19 protein-coding genes and 1 pseudogene are annotated in these 15,094 nt (G+C 48.4%); 10 read left to right on the plus strand and 10 right to left on the minus strand.

Features of this window, described 5'->3' with window-relative positions; all coding sequences use genetic code 11:
• Positions 1 to 65 precede the first annotated feature (65 nt).
• From dgcJ to OH663_RS22990, 3 genes are all read left to right on the plus strand, one after another.
• Positions 66 to 1,556 carry a diguanylate cyclase DgcJ gene (dgcJ, locus tag OH663_RS22980; RefSeq protein ID WP_045441963.1) on the plus strand — a complete coding sequence of 497 codons (1,491 nt, stop codon included), beginning with the start codon at positions 66 to 68 and terminating at the stop codon, positions 1,554 to 1,556.
• 45 nt (positions 1,557 to 1,601) lie between these two features.
• Positions 1,602 to 2,105 (plus strand): YbaK/prolyl-tRNA synthetase associated domain-containing protein, encoded by a 504-nt coding sequence (locus tag OH663_RS22985; protein WP_045441960.1) that lies wholly within the window; start codon positions 1,602 to 1,604, stop codon positions 2,103 to 2,105.
• Between the two features lie 148 nt (positions 2,106 to 2,253).
• Positions 2,254 to 2,700 carry a DUF441 domain-containing protein gene (locus OH663_RS22990; protein ID WP_045441958.1) on the plus strand — a complete coding sequence of 149 codons (447 nt, stop codon included), beginning with the start codon at positions 2,254 to 2,256 and terminating at the stop codon, positions 2,698 to 2,700.
• On the opposite strand, the pseudogene OH663_RS22995 reads toward OH663_RS22990, so the two are convergent.
• A pseudogene (locus OH663_RS22995) lies at positions 2,629 to 3,475 on the minus strand (AraC family transcriptional regulator). The gene OH663_RS22990 and the pseudogene OH663_RS22995 sit on opposite strands and share 72 nt — an antisense overlap.
• A 99-nt stretch (positions 3,476 to 3,574) precedes the next feature.
• On the opposite strand from OH663_RS22995, the gene OH663_RS23000 reads away from it, so the two are divergent.
• Positions 3,575 to 4,762 (plus strand): CynX/NimT family MFS transporter, encoded by a 1,188-nt coding sequence (locus OH663_RS23000; RefSeq protein ID WP_048221621.1) that lies wholly within the window; start codon positions 3,575 to 3,577, stop codon positions 4,760 to 4,762.
• 36 nt (positions 4,763 to 4,798) lie between these two features.
• Here OH663_RS23000 and OH663_RS23005 read toward each other — a convergent pair whose 3' ends face one another.
• Positions 4,799 to 5,506 (minus strand): CTP synthase C-terminal region-related (seleno)protein, encoded by a 708-nt coding sequence (locus OH663_RS23005; RefSeq protein WP_200011576.1) that lies wholly within the window; start codon positions 5,504 to 5,506, stop codon positions 4,799 to 4,801.
• A gap of 210 nt (positions 5,507 to 5,716) precedes the next feature.
• On the opposite strand from OH663_RS23005, the gene OH663_RS23010 reads away from it, so the two are divergent.
• Complete coding sequence (locus OH663_RS23010; protein WP_045441950.1) at positions 5,717 to 6,064, plus strand: DUF488 domain-containing protein; 348 nt, start codon at positions 5,717 to 5,719, stop codon at positions 6,062 to 6,064.
• A gap of 7 nt (positions 6,065 to 6,071) precedes the next feature.
• Here the strand turns inward: OH663_RS23010 and OH663_RS23015 are convergent, their stop codons facing one another.
• The gene (locus OH663_RS23015) at positions 6,072 to 6,320 is read right to left on the minus strand and encodes a putative hemolysin (protein ID WP_045441944.1); all 249 of its coding nucleotides are present in this window, start codon (positions 6,318 to 6,320) and stop codon (positions 6,072 to 6,074) included.
• A 187-nt stretch (positions 6,321 to 6,507) separates the two neighbouring features.
• Between OH663_RS23015 and OH663_RS23020 the strand changes: the two genes are divergently transcribed.
• From OH663_RS23020 to yoaJ, 3 genes are read left to right on the plus strand one after another with little or no spacing between them, the layout of a single operon-like run.
• Positions 6,508 to 7,533: a sensor domain-containing diguanylate cyclase gene (locus OH663_RS23020; protein ID WP_045441941.1), complete on the plus strand. Its 1,026-nt coding sequence runs from the start codon at positions 6,508 to 6,510 to the stop codon at positions 7,531 to 7,533.
• Between the two features lie 47 nt (positions 7,534 to 7,580).
• A complete protein-coding gene (locus OH663_RS23025) occupies positions 7,581 to 7,682 on the plus strand; it encodes a YoaK family small membrane protein (protein WP_144243066.1) in 102 nt (33 codons plus the stop codon).
• The gene (yoaJ, locus tag OH663_RS23030; protein WP_099530266.1) at positions 7,682 to 7,756 is read left to right on the plus strand and encodes a protein YoaJ; all 75 of its coding nucleotides are present in this window, start codon (positions 7,682 to 7,684) and stop codon (positions 7,754 to 7,756) included. The genes OH663_RS23025 and yoaJ overlap by 1 nt, the downstream gene beginning before the upstream one ends.
• Before the next feature lie 49 nt (positions 7,757 to 7,805).
• Here the strand turns inward: yoaJ and OH663_RS23035 are convergent, their stop codons facing one another.
• On the minus strand, positions 7,806 to 8,054 hold the full coding sequence (locus OH663_RS23035; protein ID WP_045441938.1) for a GlsB/YeaQ/YmgE family stress response membrane protein: 249 nt from the start codon (positions 8,052 to 8,054) through the stop codon (positions 7,806 to 7,808).
• Positions 8,055 to 8,414: 360 nt separating this feature from the next.
• Here OH663_RS23035 and fdhF point away from each other — a divergent pair, with 360 nt between their 5' ends.
• Positions 8,415 to 10,562, plus strand: a complete 2,148-nt coding sequence (gene fdhF, locus OH663_RS23040) for a formate dehydrogenase subunit alpha (protein ID WP_200011574.1) — start codon at positions 8,415 to 8,417, stop codon at positions 10,560 to 10,562.
• Between the two features lie 54 nt (positions 10,563 to 10,616).
• Here fdhF and OH663_RS23045 read toward each other — a convergent pair whose 3' ends face one another.
• The 4 genes from OH663_RS23045 to leuE all read right to left on the minus strand — a co-directional run bounded on the left by OH663_RS23045 (position 10,617) and on the right by leuE (position 12,850).
• On the minus strand, positions 10,617 to 11,261 hold the full coding sequence (locus OH663_RS23045) for a hypothetical protein (protein WP_045441932.1): 645 nt from the start codon (positions 11,259 to 11,261) through the stop codon (positions 10,617 to 10,619).
• A gap of 226 nt (positions 11,262 to 11,487) precedes the next feature.
• On the minus strand, positions 11,488 to 11,670 hold the full coding sequence (locus tag OH663_RS23050; protein WP_045441929.1) for a DUF1869 domain-containing protein: 183 nt from the start codon (positions 11,668 to 11,670) through the stop codon (positions 11,488 to 11,490).
• 3 nt (positions 11,671 to 11,673) lie between these two features.
• Entirely contained in the window at positions 11,674 to 12,036 is a 363-nt protein-coding gene (gene yeaR / locus OH663_RS23055) for a DUF1971 domain-containing protein YeaR (protein ID WP_045441926.1), read from the minus strand.
• Positions 12,037 to 12,211: 175 nt separating this feature from the next.
• Positions 12,212 to 12,850: a leucine efflux protein LeuE gene (gene leuE / locus OH663_RS23060; RefSeq protein WP_045441923.1), complete on the minus strand. Its 639-nt coding sequence runs from the start codon at positions 12,848 to 12,850 to the stop codon at positions 12,212 to 12,214.
• Between the two features lie 250 nt (positions 12,851 to 13,100).
• Here leuE and ycaC point away from each other — a divergent pair, with 250 nt between their 5' ends.
• Positions 13,101 to 13,727: an isochorismate family cysteine hydrolase YcaC gene (gene ycaC, locus OH663_RS23065; RefSeq protein WP_045441920.1), complete on the plus strand. Its 627-nt coding sequence runs from the start codon at positions 13,101 to 13,103 to the stop codon at positions 13,725 to 13,727.
• A gap of 70 nt (positions 13,728 to 13,797) precedes the next feature.
• On the opposite strand, the gene zinT is transcribed toward ycaC, so the two are convergent.
• On the minus strand, positions 13,798 to 14,442 hold the full coding sequence (gene zinT, locus OH663_RS23070) for a metal-binding protein ZinT (protein ID WP_413814479.1): 645 nt from the start codon (positions 14,440 to 14,442) through the stop codon (positions 13,798 to 13,800).
• A gap of 83 nt (positions 14,443 to 14,525) precedes the next feature.
• Positions 14,526 to 15,035 carry a phospholipase D family nuclease gene (locus OH663_RS23075; protein WP_233617153.1) on the minus strand — a complete coding sequence of 170 codons (510 nt, stop codon included), beginning with the start codon at positions 15,033 to 15,035 and terminating at the stop codon, positions 14,526 to 14,528.
• Positions 15,036 to 15,094 lie beyond the last annotated feature (59 nt).

Below are 15,094 nucleotides of genomic sequence, written 5' to 3' on the forward strand. Positions count from 1 at the left end.
CCGTTAGAGCGGACGTATAGCGTGTGATAGACTGAAGTATCTGACTTACAGGGCTGTAAATCATTATGAAATTGCAACATAAAGCGCTCAGGCACTTTATCTCCGTAAGCGTTATTGTTCTGACATCGACCTTTCTGGTTTACGAACTTGTTGCCAGCGATCGGGCAATGAGCGCGTATATGCGGTATATCATTGAGAAAGCAGATTCATCATTTCTCTATGATAAGTATACAAATCAGAGCATCGCAGCCCATCTTATGCGCCGTTTTTCATCCCCCAAAGAGAGTATTTCACCCGAGCAACGAAAAGCGCTGTGCAACGCTTTCGAGAGCGTTAACGGCACGCATGGACTCAACCTCACCAACCATAACTATCTTCCATTACGCGGTACATTGCAGACCCATTCCGGTAATTGCGTCGAACAACTTGATGACATATTCCTGCTGCCGGCCTTCGACCAGGCGGTAAATGTGAATCGTGAGCTGGTCGATTACGGTCAGGGGTTAGGAACGCTGGAATACAAGTTTCGTTATTACATTGACCTAAAAAATAATTACATCTATTTCTACAATCTCGTTAACTCACTCCAGTTCACCATGAACCATTGGTCCTTTTTGCAAAAAGGCACCCTGGGAATTAATCAGAATGATATTGACGATGTATTTACTGGCCGAACCGTCATTTCCAGTATTTACGAAGATGACCTTACGCAAGAAAAAGTCATGAGCTTTTTAACGCCAGTCTATTCAGACGGCAAACTAAAAGGCGTGGTCATGGTGGATGTGAACAAAGAGAATTTGAAACATATTTTTTATACCAACGACCGTCCTCTTGTATGGCGTTATCTTAACGTCACCCTGTCTGATATCAGCTCGGGAAAGGAGATTATCGTTAACCAAAGCGAGAGCAATCTGTTTCAGTATGTGCATTATATCAATGACATACCCGGTGGAATACGCATCACGTTATCGCTTGATTTCATGTACTTTATTGTCTCGTCATGGAAGATATTCGCCTTTTATCTGTTGGCAACGGTACTTCTTTTGAATATGGTCAGGATGCATTTCCGTTTGTATCACAACGTAACTCGCGAAAATATCAGTGACGCGATGACCGGTCTCTATAACCGCAAAATTTTAACCCCTACGCTTGAACAGCGGTTGCAGCAACTGGTCAATGCAGGAACACTGGTGACATTTATCGCTATTGATTGCGACAAACTGAAAACAATTAATGACACGTTGGGGCACCAGGAAGGCGATCGCGTTATCACCATTCTGGCAAAAGCTATTCAGTCATCTATTCGCAAAAGTGACTATGCGATTCGCCTCGGTGGGGACGAGTTCTGTATTATTCTCATCGATTACGCCACCGAACTTACACCTCGCCTGCTGGAACGCATTAGCCATAACTTACAAATTATTGCGCCGGATAAATCAGTCAGCTTTTCCGCAGGGATATACAATATGCAACCAAACGACACCATTAATGATGCCTATAAAGCATCTGATGCTCAACTCTATCTTAATAAACAGAAAAAACACCTTCGTTCGTGAAAATTTTTCTGCGCAGGATTTTTATCGTTGTACCAGGAGTAAGAAATGACGGAAGTGAATAAAGGTAATGAGACCCATCAACGTTTGATTTCATTGTTGTCAGAGCAAGGCGCCACGTACCGCGTAATCAGCCATGAAGCAGTCGGCAAGTGCGAAGCCGTGTCAGAGATCCGCGGCACTGCGCTGGGTCAGGGGGCAAAAGCTCTGGTATGCAAAGTGAAAGGCAATGGCGTCAATCAGCATGTGCTGGCTATTCTGTCCGCTGACCAACAGGCCGACCTGAGTCAGCTAGCCAGCCATCTCGGCGGTTTAAGAGCTTCTCTTGCCAGCCCGGCAGAAGTGGATGAGCTAACGGGCTGTGTCTTTGGCGCCATCCCTCCCTTCAGTTTCCATCCTAATCTCAAGCTGGTCGCCGATCCGCTTTTATTCGAGCGCTTTAATGAGATTGCGTTTAATGCCGGGATGCTGGAAAAATCGGTCATCATGGATACTAAAGATTATTTGCGCATAGCCCGACCAGAATTAGTCCAGTTCCGCCGCGCACAATAGCCAGAAATAGTGACCGGTTTATCGGCATAAAAACGCGATCTTATGCGTTCGCCTAAAAATTGTCTTTATCAATAAAAAAAGCCTGTTCCGTCACGCGTTTGCGCGTACAGTAAGCAGGCTTATCTTTTTTTTTGGCAAGGAAACTACGATGTTTGATGTCACTCTGCTGATCCTGCTCGGACTGGCAGCTCTGGGCTTTGTCAGCCATAACACCACTGTCGCCGTTTCAATTCTGGTGCTGATTATAGTCCGTGTTACGCCTCTGAATACCTTCTTCCCGTGGATTGAAAAACAGGGCCTGACCGTCGGGATTATCATTCTGACCATCGGCGTGATGGCGCCAATCGCCAGCGGTACGCTCCCCCCTTCCACGCTCATCCATTCATTTGTGAACTGGAAGTCGCTGGTGGCCATTGCTATCGGCGTATTTGTTTCCTGGCTTGGTGGGCGCGGTGTCACGCTGATGGGTAATCAGCCGCAGCTGGTCGCCGGTCTGCTGGTGGGAACGGTGCTGGGCGTGGCTTTATTTCGCGGCGTACCGGTTGGACCACTCATTGCGGCGGGTCTGGTCTCGTTGATTGTTGGGAAGCAGTAGTCAACCCTGTCAGATAACGGCCTGGCGTCTGGCCCAGGCCTTTTTTGAACATGGTGATAAATGCGGTAGTCGAATCGTAACCCAGCATCTGAGCGACCTGCTGTACGTTTCGCCCCTCTATCAACGCCTGTAATGCCAGGATCAGCTGTAGCTGGTGACGCCAGCGACGAAAACTCAGCCCAGTCTCTTTGACCACCAGCCGGGCAAGATTACGTTCACTCATAGCAAATACACTGGCCCACTGGCCCAGGGTTTGCCATTGCGCTGGCTCCTGCGCCATCGTCGCCACCATCTTACGAATTTTTGGGTGGTCGGATACCGGCAACTGCATTTGCTCCTGCGGCTGCTGCGGTAGCTCATCAAATAATACCTGCGTAAGACGTTGTGTTGACGGATCCATCCGCTGAGCATCGGTTTTCGATGCCAGCGAGAGAATGAGTTCCCGACACAATGGCGCAATTTTCAGCGTGCAGCAGCGTTCCGGCATCACCACTGCATTCGGTTCAATAAACAGAAAGCATAAGCCGGCACCAACAGTAACGTGATTACTGTGTGGAATTTCACCAGGGATCCAAACCGCATACTGAGGAGGAACCATCCACATGGCATTTTCCACTTCACACGTAATCGCGCCGTGCAACGCCAGAATCAACTGACCCTTTCGGTGCTGATGCAGTGGGCTAAAGAGTTCGTCTTCCCGGGCCTGAATACAAAAAGCCACAGCGGCGTCGTGATACAGGTCGGGTTGATATCCATCCAGCCTCAGTCCCAACATAATAATGTCCGATTTTAGCGATAAACTGTCATTTTAGCTTGATTCATCCATCATGTAAAAACGGTAAGGTATCGCCTCGCCTGACGACATGAGAAAACAATGACACATTACTCTTCCCCCCACGGCAAACAGGGTGCTTTGCTTATCGCGGGTATCCTGATGATCGCAACCACGCTACGCGTGACCTTTACCGGCGTAGCCCCACTGCTGGATGCTATCCGGGCTGATTACGGGTTAACCACCGCCCAGACAGGACTCCTGACAACACTTCCCCTTCTCGCTTTTGCGCTGGTTTCGCCTCTGGCTGCGGCCGTTGCACGTCGATGGGGAATTGAACGCAGCTTATTTGCCGCCATGCTGCTGATTTGCGTAGGTATTGGTATACGATCTTTATCCTCACCACTGTTCCTTTTTGGCGGAACCACCCTCATTGGCTGCGGAATAGCATTAGGAAACGTTCTGCTACCAGGGCTAATCAAGCGCGATTTTTCGCAGCATGTAGCGAAACTCACCGGCGCATACTCACTGACGATGGGCGCAGCGGCAGCAATTGGTTCAGCAATCGTGGTACCACTGGCGCTTAACGGATTCGGCTGGCGTGGCGCGTTGTTGATGTTAATGGCCTTTCCTCTGCTGGCTCTGTTTATCTGGCTGCCGCAGTGGCGCCAGAAAGCCCATGCCACGATGAGTAACTCACGTGCGCTGCATTCCCGCGCTATCTGGCGCTCCCGTCTTGCCTGGCAGGTTACTCTGTTTCTGGGGATCAACTCACTTATCTATTACGTGGTAATTGGCTGGTTACCCGCCATTTTGATTAGCCATGGCTACAGTGAAGCTCAGGCCGGATCGCTGCACGGTTTACTGCAATTAGCCACCGCCGCGCCGGGAATACTGATCCCCCTGATCCTGTACAGATTTAAAGATCAGCGGGCCATCGCCGCCCTGGTCGCCCTAATGTGCGCTATCGGTGCTGCTGGTTTCTGGTTGATGCCCGACCGGGCGGTGCTATGGACCCTTCTGTTTGGCTTTGGGTCAGGGGCATCGATGATTCTGGGATTAACTTTCATCGGCCTGCGTGCAAGTTCAGCACATCAGGCTGCTGCCTTATCCGGCATGGCGCAATCTGTCGGGTATTTACTGGCCGCATGCGGACCGCCCCTGATGGGCAAAATTCACGACCTCAACGGTAACTGGCAAATACCGTTGATCGGCGTCGCCCTGTTAGCAACAGTGATGGCTGTGTTTGGATTTTGTGCTGGTAGCAATCGGGAGATAGCTACCTCATAACGCAGCGGGCAGGTTAATGGTAAACCTGCCCTCCTTTTACTCGCGAGCCGCGCGCAGCATCGCCTGGACAAGTGGAACCGGTTTTCCCACCAGCGCTCCGCGTTCATGCTGAAAAAGCGTGCCAACATAAAAAGGATGCGTCACTAACTCAATAGCACGAATATCACCGGCTTCATCCCAGCCCGTCACACGCAAATCACCTCGTTCAAGCTCGACGGCAAATGCCTGAGATACGCCATAATTGCAGTGATATCCCTCAGAGATAATATCTTGTCCGTAGGCTTTTGCGATCAGCGTATTTGCCCGCAGTTCAATATCGTCGGTCTTTTCAACCAGTGAGCAAGCTAACGGTGCGATCACCATGCGACCTTCAGTATCGGTTTCTGCATGGGCGGCATCGCTCCAGCCCAAAACGTTACGGGCATACTCGATAATAGCATGCTGAAAACCGCCGCAGGTTCCAAGAAAAGGGATGCTGTTTTCACGAGCGTAGCGAATCGCAATCAACGCGCCTTCAGGGTGTTTGTACGGGCTACCGGGTACGACCCAGATAGCATCATAGCCGACCAGATCTTCGCTACTACTGATATCAGCGGTAGTTAACCAGTCATAATCAGCCATCAATTCGAGAACAGCGGCAGCATCATCGATTGCAAGGGGAATAGCCTGATGCGCCACATTTTCAGGGCTGTAATCGCCCACCAGCGCAATACGAAGCGTATCTTTCACAGGAGACATTTCCATAAAAAATTCCTTATGTCAGAGCAATAAGGGACAACATAAGGAGCCTCAGCCTACTGATTTTTTGTTGTTATCACAATCCCTTAAATTGGGAGTGTGCATATTCAAAATGCTATAATGCTCACGTTTTAGTGATCTTATCTGACCGTAACAAACAGCCAGAAAATGACAAGCGCGGTTTCTTAACAGACTGTATTGCGTAGAGGGAAACAGATGAATATTCAGTGTAAACGCGTCTATGATCCGGCAGAAAAGAGTGATGGCTATCGAGTTCTGGTGGATAAATTGTGGCCGCGCGGGATAAAAAAAACCGATCTGGCCTTCAACGAGTGGAATAAACTTCTCACTCCATCATCAGACTTACGTAAAGCGTTCCACGCAGAGTTGATTGATTTTGAACACTTTTCCGAGCAATACCGCGCAGAACTCGCCCGGCAACAGCAGGAAGGCCAGCGACTCGCTGCGATTGCGCGTCAGCAAACCTTAACCCTGCTGTATGCAGCAAAAAACACGCAGCAAAACCACGCGCTCGTCCTTGCTGAGTGGCTACGTCAATGGTGACTGGCCATCACTGCCCGGCAGTCGGATGATCCCTGCGCCAGAGCGCCCATTCATCAATGACTTCCCCGCCGGGTAATTTACAGTCAGACCGTACTCCTTGCGGAGTCTGAACTGCAATCAGCGAGCCGCCTTTTTGTTCGCAGTACACAGAAGCAGGATTTGCCATGCCAATTTTCGGTGGGGTTGGCGCTTCAGGCTGCGTTTTACATCCAGCCAGTACCAGAATACCTGCCAATACGATAAACCCGGATTTCATGTTAACTCCTGTTCAGAATGTTATCCCGGCAGATTACCCCTACTTCCAGTCCATCTCCATGTTTTACTGAACTGTTTCAATCTGATGTTTACATTATGACCAGTGTGGCATGTTTCATCTTTCACAGTGATGTTTTATCATGCAGACCAATATCGCCCTTATCAGTACCCAGGAGTACTTAGATCTCATGTCGGACATGATCCTCGCCCGAGTCTCACAATCTTTAGCCACTGAGCAGTCTGTTGAGAGTCTGGTTCGGCAACTTCTGGAAATGCTGGAAGTGGTGACTGACATGGAATCGACCTATTTAACTAAAGTCGATTTAGATGCCCGCCTGCAGCATATTCTGTATGCGCGTAACAGCAAGCAGATGCAGATCCCCGAAGGGCTATCCGTGCCGTGGGATGAAACATTGTGCAAACGTGCTATAGAAGAAAACTGCCTGTACAGCGATAACGTGCCAGCGCGCTGGCCTGACTGTAGCGCAGCTCGGGCTCTGGAGATCACCACTTTTTTGAGCACCCCGGTTCATCTGCCGGATGGCACGTTCTACGGTACGCTTTGCGCCACCAGCCGACAACAGCAGACGCTAAGCCAACGTGGTGAACAAGTGCTGCATCTGTTTGCCGGTCTTATCGCCCAGTCTATTCAAAAAGAATCACTGGTTGCTCAGTTGCGTGAAGCAAACGCCGCGCTGATTGCGCACTCCTATACTGACGCATTAACCGGGTTACCTAATCGTCGGGCTATTTTTGAAAATATGGAAACCCTCTTTTCACTTGCCCGTCATCTGAAACACAAGGTTGTCGTTGCCTATATCGATTTAGATGATTTCAAACTCATCAATGACCGGTTTGGACATGAAGTTGGCGATCAGTTTCTGATCCAGATCGGTCGACGCTTGCGTCTTGGATGTTGTGAGAATGATATTCTCGGTCGGCTTGGCGGTGACGAGTTTTTGGTTGCCGGGATGTCACAAGAAGATGAAATAGAACAACGTGACCGTCTGCAGAGAGTGAAGGATCATTTACGACAGCAAATTTGCGGCGACTATCATTTGGGGAATATCCAGCTGTTCTATCCTGGTGCCAGCCTGGGCGTTGTGGAAATAGACCCACAGGAGACCGACGTGAACTGCGCGCTACACATTGCAGACGGCGCAATGTACCAGGATAAAAAGCGTCAGGATAAAACCACTTTTGTCACGCATTAAGCCCTGCTATTCTGGCTCATCTTTAAATAACTCTGGCAGATAAGAGCATGCGACTCGGTATTATATTCCCCATTATCATTTTCATTTCCGCGGTCGTTTTCTTATCCTGGTTTTTTATTGGCGGCTATGCTGCACCGGGAGCATCTTGATGAAAAAAACAACGCTCATTATGATTGGGGTAGCCATTATTGTGGTGCTGGGGACGGAACTGGGCTGGTGGTAACACAGAATAAAGGCCACCGATATGTGGCCTTTGTTGTCTATTTCTTAACCTAGCTTTTGATTTTTCTGTAGATAAACAAAACAACGATCGCACCGATAACCGCAACGACAAAACTACCAAAGTTGAAGCCATCAACTTTACCAAAACCGAAGAGTGTACTGATCCACCCACCAACAACAGCACCGATAATCCCTAAGATAATGGTCATAAAGAACCCGCCGCCATCTTTACCCGGCATAATCCATTTTGCCAAAATCCCAGCGATAAGACCGAAAATAATCCATGAAATAATACCCATTTGTTTTCCTCACTTATGTTTTTACGTGAACGATTTACTCGCCGTATAAAAGCATAGCATAGACCTGAAAAATTAAAATTTGTGATCTTAATCACTTTTGATTTTCATCTTTTTCTTATGTTTCACCGGTTTAAACAGTCAGACCCACTGTTTTTTATCTGACGTTTATCGTCATTAATGTCGAATCGACTGTCATTTTCATCCAGTTTTCGAAGCCAGCCCTTGCCGTAACTGCGTTTTCACTTATGGCACACTTTATGCTTATACAGCCCGTCGCTACGACAAATCGTAGTCCGCGATGCAATCGCGTGGCTTCGTCTACAATTCGCGCTATTTCAGCTTTTAACAGGTCTGTTATTGATGAAAAAAATCACCAGTGTTTGCCCATACTGTGGGGCCGGGTGCAAGCTCAAGCTTGTTGTTGAAAATAACAAAATCATCCGCGCCGAAGCCGCAGAGGGTGTAACAAATCAAAATCAGTTATGCCTGAAAGGCTACTATGGTTGGGATTTCCTTAACGACACTCGCCTTCTGACCCCCCGTCTGACTCGCCCGATGATTCGCTATGAAAAAGGTGGAAAATTCACGCCCGTTAGTTGGGATGAAGCCATTCGTTACACCGCCAAACGCTTATCCGAAATCAAAAACGCCTATGGTCCCCGCGCCATTATGACAACGGGCTCTTCCCGTGGTACCGGGAATGAAACCAATTATGTGATGCAAAAATTCGCCCGCGGCGTGCTCCATACCAACAATGTCGATTGCTGTGCCCGCGTCTGCCACGGCCCTTCCGTCGCCGGCCTGCAAGAAACGTTAGGCAATGGTGCAATGAGTAACTCCATCAGCGACATTGAAAACTCCAAATGCCTGCTCATCTTTGGTTATAACTGCGCAGATTCTCACCCGATTGTGGCCCGCAGGGTTATCAAAGCGCGTCAGAATGGCGCTAAAATTATTGTGTGCGACCCTCGCCGTATTGAAACAGCACGTATTGCAGACCAGCATCTTCAATTGAAAAACGGCTGTAATATGGCGCTGGTAAATGCCTTCGGCCATGTTCTCATTGAAGAGCAACTCTACGATCGTGAGTATGTGCAAAAACATGCTGAGGGTCTGGAAACCTACTGGGAAACCGTTAAGGATTATGCCCCGGAATCCGTTGAGCACTTAACTGGCGTTCCTGCACAACAGGTGCGTCAGGCGATGCGCACATTTGCATCAGCCCCTTCTGCCACCGTCATGTGGGGGATGGGAGTAACGCAATTTGGGCAGGCCGTTGACGTTGTACGTGGACTATCATCCCTGGCGCTACTGACCGGGAACCTGGGACGTCCCAATGTTGGCGTCGGTCCGGTGCGTGGACAAAATAACGTCCAGGGCGCGTGTGACATGGGGGTTCTGCCTAACCAGTTCCCGGGTTACCAGGACGTGACCGATTTTGCAGTAAGGGAGAAATTTGCCAAAGCATGGGGTATTGACGTCAATCTGATGGATGACAAGGTCGGTACACGAATCACTGAAGTCCCACACCTGGCAATAGAAGGCAAAGTCAAAGCCTACTACATCATGGGGGAAGATCCGCTGCAGACCGAAGCCGATTTGGGTCTGGTTCGCGAAGGGTTCAACGCACTCGATTTTGTCGTTGTGCAGGATATCTTTATGACCAAGACGGCGGAAATGGCTGACGTTATTTTGCCTGCTACCTCATGGGGTGAACATGGTGGTGTTTTCACTTGTGCCGACCGTGGCTTCCAGCGTTTTGAAAAGGCCATAGAACCAGGCGGAGATGTGAAACGCGACTGGGAAATTATCAGTCTGCTGGCTAGCGAAATGGGCTATCCAATGCACTATCAAAATAACCAGCAAATCTGGGATGAGATGCGCGAACTGTGCCCATTGTTCTACGGTGTTACCTACGAAAAAATGGGTGATATGGGACACGTCCAGTGGCCTTGCCCGGATCTCGATCATCCAGGCACCCCCTATCTGTACGAAAACAGCCAGTTTGATACCGCCAACGGCAAAGGCAAACTGTTTGCCGCACAATGGCGGGCGCCCGCAGAAGTCCCTGATGAAAAATATCCGATGGTGTTATGTACCGTGCGAGAAGTCGGGCATTATTCCTGTCGTTCTATGACAGGTAACTGCGCGGCACTTCAAGCGCTGGCAGATGAGCCTGGCTATGTACAGATCAATGCCAGTGACGCAGAAAAACACGGGATCCGTCATCGCGATCTGGTATGGGTCAGTTCTCGTCGCGGGAAAGTGATCAGCCGGGCGGATGTCTCAGAGCGCATCAATCGCGGAACGGTTTATATGACCTATCAATGGTGGATTGGCGCATGTAACGAGCTGACGCAGGATAACCTGGATCCTATCTCTAAAACGCCGGAAACCAAATATTGTGCGGTGAATATTGAACACATTGCCGATCAAAGTTGGGCGGAGAACTACGCAGCGCAATCGTACAGCGAAATGAAGTCACGTCTGTGCGAAGCCATTGAGTAAGCGGTAGTAAAACCAGCCTGAGTCTTACTTTCCGGACTCAGGCTGCATGTCCTGTCACTCGGCCAGTTGCGCTTTGCCTACGTGAACAGACGCATACTCTTCCTGCTTATCACGGTGCATAAAGCCGAAGTTAATAAAAAATAACCCCACCATAAACGGCATTTCATACAGTTCTTCAATAAGATCGCCATAATGCGCATTGTGCAGGAATAGCGGTGCCAGCAGACGATGGTGCTCCACGGTGTCGGAAATCAAAAACGCACATACCGTAATCACCAGCAACCAGATCGGCAGCGGTTCCTCACGAAAGCGTCGCGCGATTTCCTGACGTAAGCGTTTCGAGATCAGTACGGGTAGTATAATCATGGCGATTAGAACCACAGAGATGGCGCGGAATACAAGCTTTGGATATTCAGGAAAGTAATCACGTCCCCAGCTGGTACTTCTTCCCAGCAATACTAACCACCACACCGTCGCCCATAACCAAAATTGCTTCCCACCTTCAGGACGGGATAAGGGCCGAATGTACAGTGCGGTAAATACAGCACCAAACAGCAACCATAACGCTTGCCCGTTCTCAATGCTTCGGACAACAAGGCCGTTAAGCAGAGGCAGATTCCAGTTTGCGGTGAACGGGATCGCCACGACAATCAGTCCAAGAATGATTGAAGGTAATGTAAGTCGGGTATCAAATTTCATAAGCGCAGTGTTCTTTTCAGTGTCTGGCTTACGATCATAACCCTTGTGAATAATTGGCTATTAGCAATGAATGCGTATTTCTTAAGGTTTTCTTAATGTTGTTTCATAAATAACCAATGATGGAACTGGTTAATTTATAAAGACAAAAAGCCGCAACACGCTCTCATAACGCGTTGCGGCTTTACAGAAAGGACCACAAAATTAACCAGTAACAGTATGTGTAATGTTACCAGCCACAGACTTCATGCTCATTTTCGGTATCGTAAGAACGTACGGTATTCACCAGGTCTTTGACGACTTCAGCTGCCACATCTGGGATCAGCAACGTCATCGGTGTCTCAGTTTCATAATCAACAGAAACGCCATTGCTGTTGTTAGTGACGGTGACGGTATAGGTTGCTTTACCCATGATTTACTCCTTACCGGTACGCACGACTTTTCGTTGATTAGCACTCTCCATCAGGACTTCAGGCGCAACAAAAAAATCGATATTAAAATAGGTGTCGTCGGTCATTACTTCGATGTTGTGCCATTTTTCCGGCGGAAAAACGCCAAACTGACCGGCTTCAATAATCATCACTTCTTCTGGCTCCGGGCTGTGCTCATCCGCGAATCCGAGATATTTGACCGCCCCCTGCATAACCGAAAGTCGAGGATATACCCCGGCACGGGTTCCCTTATCAAGGTGGCGTTCGAAAATTCCGGCAGGCGCGGTCTCTTTGTTCCAGAACGGAGTTGAACGTGTATGGATATGATTCTGTGGAATTTGAAGCATTTTTCTTCCCTTTTCCAGTCGACAACCAGCGACCTTTATTGAATCGCTGCTGTGAACAGGGTACGCCTCAAAATATATATTTAAAATACCATTTATTGGTTACTGCGGGTTTTCACAATTAATAAGCAGGAGCGGGGAATTTTGAAAGCCCGCCGCCAACAGCGGGCCAGTGGCATTATGACTGAAGCGTAGCCAGACGCGCAGCAAAACCGACAAAAATCAAACCGATAAGAGAGTTGCCAATCTTAGCCAGTTTTTTCTTCGTGCGAATATATTGCGTCACAAACGCGCCAGAGAAAATAAGGAAGCTCAGATAGAAAAAGCTCACTATCTCAAGCGTGATGGCCAAAATAAAAAATGACAGCCCTGAGTGCGGCGCATTGACATCAATAAACTGCACGAAAAACGAAACATAAAACAATATCGCTTTAGGGTTTGTCAGGCTCAGAATTAATGCTCGCTTGAAAATCGCGCCAAACGGAACTTCTTCCGCCGCCGCATTACCATTTTTCGATTTCAATGTTGCATAGAGGATCTTCGCGCCGAGATACAGCAGATAAAAAGCGCCGAGATAACGGACGATATTAAACAAAACAGGCGTTGTTTTGATCAGTGCAGCGACACCTGCATAAGCCAAAAACATCAACACAGCATCGCCGATAAACACACCGCTTGCTGCAAGATATCCCCCCTTTACTCCTCGTCCGACGCTGTTCTTCAGCACAAATATCGTATTGGGTCCCGGCACCAGCACGATAAAAATAGCACCGACCAGATACGTCCAGTAATTCAGAACTCCATACTCTGCGAACACGTTAACCTCTTCCTGAAAAAACACATGCACTTACTGCGAGACAATATGCTAACGAATGCGCCGTGCGATGGAAAGGAATGGTTGAGAATAATGCTCTCTGTTGCAGCTATATTGCAGCATTATTTTTCTCGTTCCAGATTTGCAACGATGAAACTCATTTTTGCGCCTACCCAATACCCAGCTCAGCCACTAATGTTTATCCATAACTCAAGCCTTCCGAGGCGCCCTCTCATCACCTGGAGAAAGAAAAATGACTATTGCTTATAAACGTCTTGATAAAGATCAGGCTGCCGTACTGCTGGTTGATCACCAAACGGGTTTGCTGTCTCTGGTTCGTGACATAGATCCAGACAAATTCAAAAACAACGTACTGGCTTTGGCCGATCTGGCGAAATACTTCAAGCTACCCACCATTCTGACCACCAGCTTTGAAACGGGCCCTAACGGGCCACTGGTACCCGAGCTGAAGGCGCTGTTCCCTGAAGCCCCTTACATCGCTCGTCCAGGGCAGATTAACGCCTGGGATAATGAAGATTTTGTCAAAGCGATTAAAGCGACGGGCAAAAAGCAGTTGATCATTGCCGGGGTTGTAACGGAAGTGTGCGTTGCGTTTCCTGCGCTGTCCGCAATTGAAGCGGGATTTGATGTATTTGTGGTCACTGACGCGTCTGGCACGTTTAATCCTTTGACCCGTGACTCCGCATGGAATCGTATGTCTTCCGCCGGCGTCCAGCTGATGACCTGGTTCGGTCTGGCCTGTGAACTACACCGCGACTGGCGTAATGATATTGAAGGGTTGGGAACCCTGTTCTCCAACCATATTCCTGACTACCGCAACCTGATGACCAGCTATACCACGCTGACATCCGAAAAATAATTCACAAGTGACACTTTTTATACAAAACCCGCCATTGTCGGCGGGTTTAAATAAATGGTCGTCGCGCAAATTAATGATGCAGCATCTCGTCAATGACCTCTGCTGCTTTTAGCTGATACGGATAATACGTCGGCCAGTTGTCCATCTCTTCAAGCAAAGCCGCCTGTGAGGTATTACCGGTAAATATGTGGAAATGGCTCGACTTGCGCGGTGCGATAATATGATCGCTGAACTGAACATACTTTGGTGCTTTACTGCCGGCATCTTTGCATTCAAACAGGTAGCGAACGCCTTTCTTACCTGACTGATAAGTCAATATTTTATATCCGGCATAATCATACTTGCACGATTCAACCTGATTACCGGTATGAAATTCCATCACCCCATCCTCAATGCCGATGGTGTCCACATTGGTTACATAACCTTTACGGTAATAGGCTTTAATCTCATCCGCCGTTTTGCTTTTGTCCTTCTCCGCTTTCTTTTTGAATACCGGATCAAGTTCACCGCTTACCAGATATGGGTATACAGACTGCCACATGCCATCCCAGTCGCTCAGCGACCTGTCTTTGACATTTTTATCATCGAAAACACCTTCTGACGCTTTTTGCTCTATTTCTGTCATCGGTGCACCGTGGGAATGGTGACCATGAGCTAGAACCTGACCACTGGCTAAAAGCATCCCCAGAACGACTGCCAGTTTTTCAAAACGAATAGCCAAAATTTCACCCTCAAAATGTTTGCGAGTGAATTGTTATAATATAACATCACAACATAATCAACACTGATGTTATAAATTCAACCTTGCTGGTGGGCGATTTTCCAGCGGCTGTCAAAATGGGCCTGATACTGTGCCACAACGGCAGGCTCTCCCCTGATAACCAGAACATTCTCAGAATTCTCAAACTCTGCGGATTTGGCAAAATTGAAAGATCCGGTCTCCAGCGTATCGCCATCAATAATCATCACTTTGTCGTGCTGTATGTGGTAATGACCGTCCAGTTGAACATCAATCCCATTGGCAGTGGCAAAGGTGATAGCTTTCTGACTGACCTTGCCCTGGTTGCGTTTTTTATCAACCACGGCCCGCACCACTACGCCTCGTTTTTCCGCATTCACCAGCGCCTTTACAATGTCTGCTGACTGGAAGGAATAAGCCATCATATCGATGGTGTGTTCTGCATGGTTAATTGAATCCAGTACTAATGCCCGAGCAGAGCCTTCCGGAGAAAAACCCACCTGTATCGAGGCATTAGCCTTCGGGATCACTGACCCAAATAAAATGGCAGCAGCAACAATATGTTTCATACTCACTTTCATGTATTACCGGGAGAAGAAGAAACGCCGAAGCAAACCCGACGGCAAAT

It is taken from the genome of Citrobacter sp. Marseille-Q5395 (assembly GCF_947057495.1).
GTDB lineage: Bacteria > Pseudomonadota > Gammaproteobacteria > Enterobacterales > Enterobacteriaceae > Citrobacter > Citrobacter murliniae.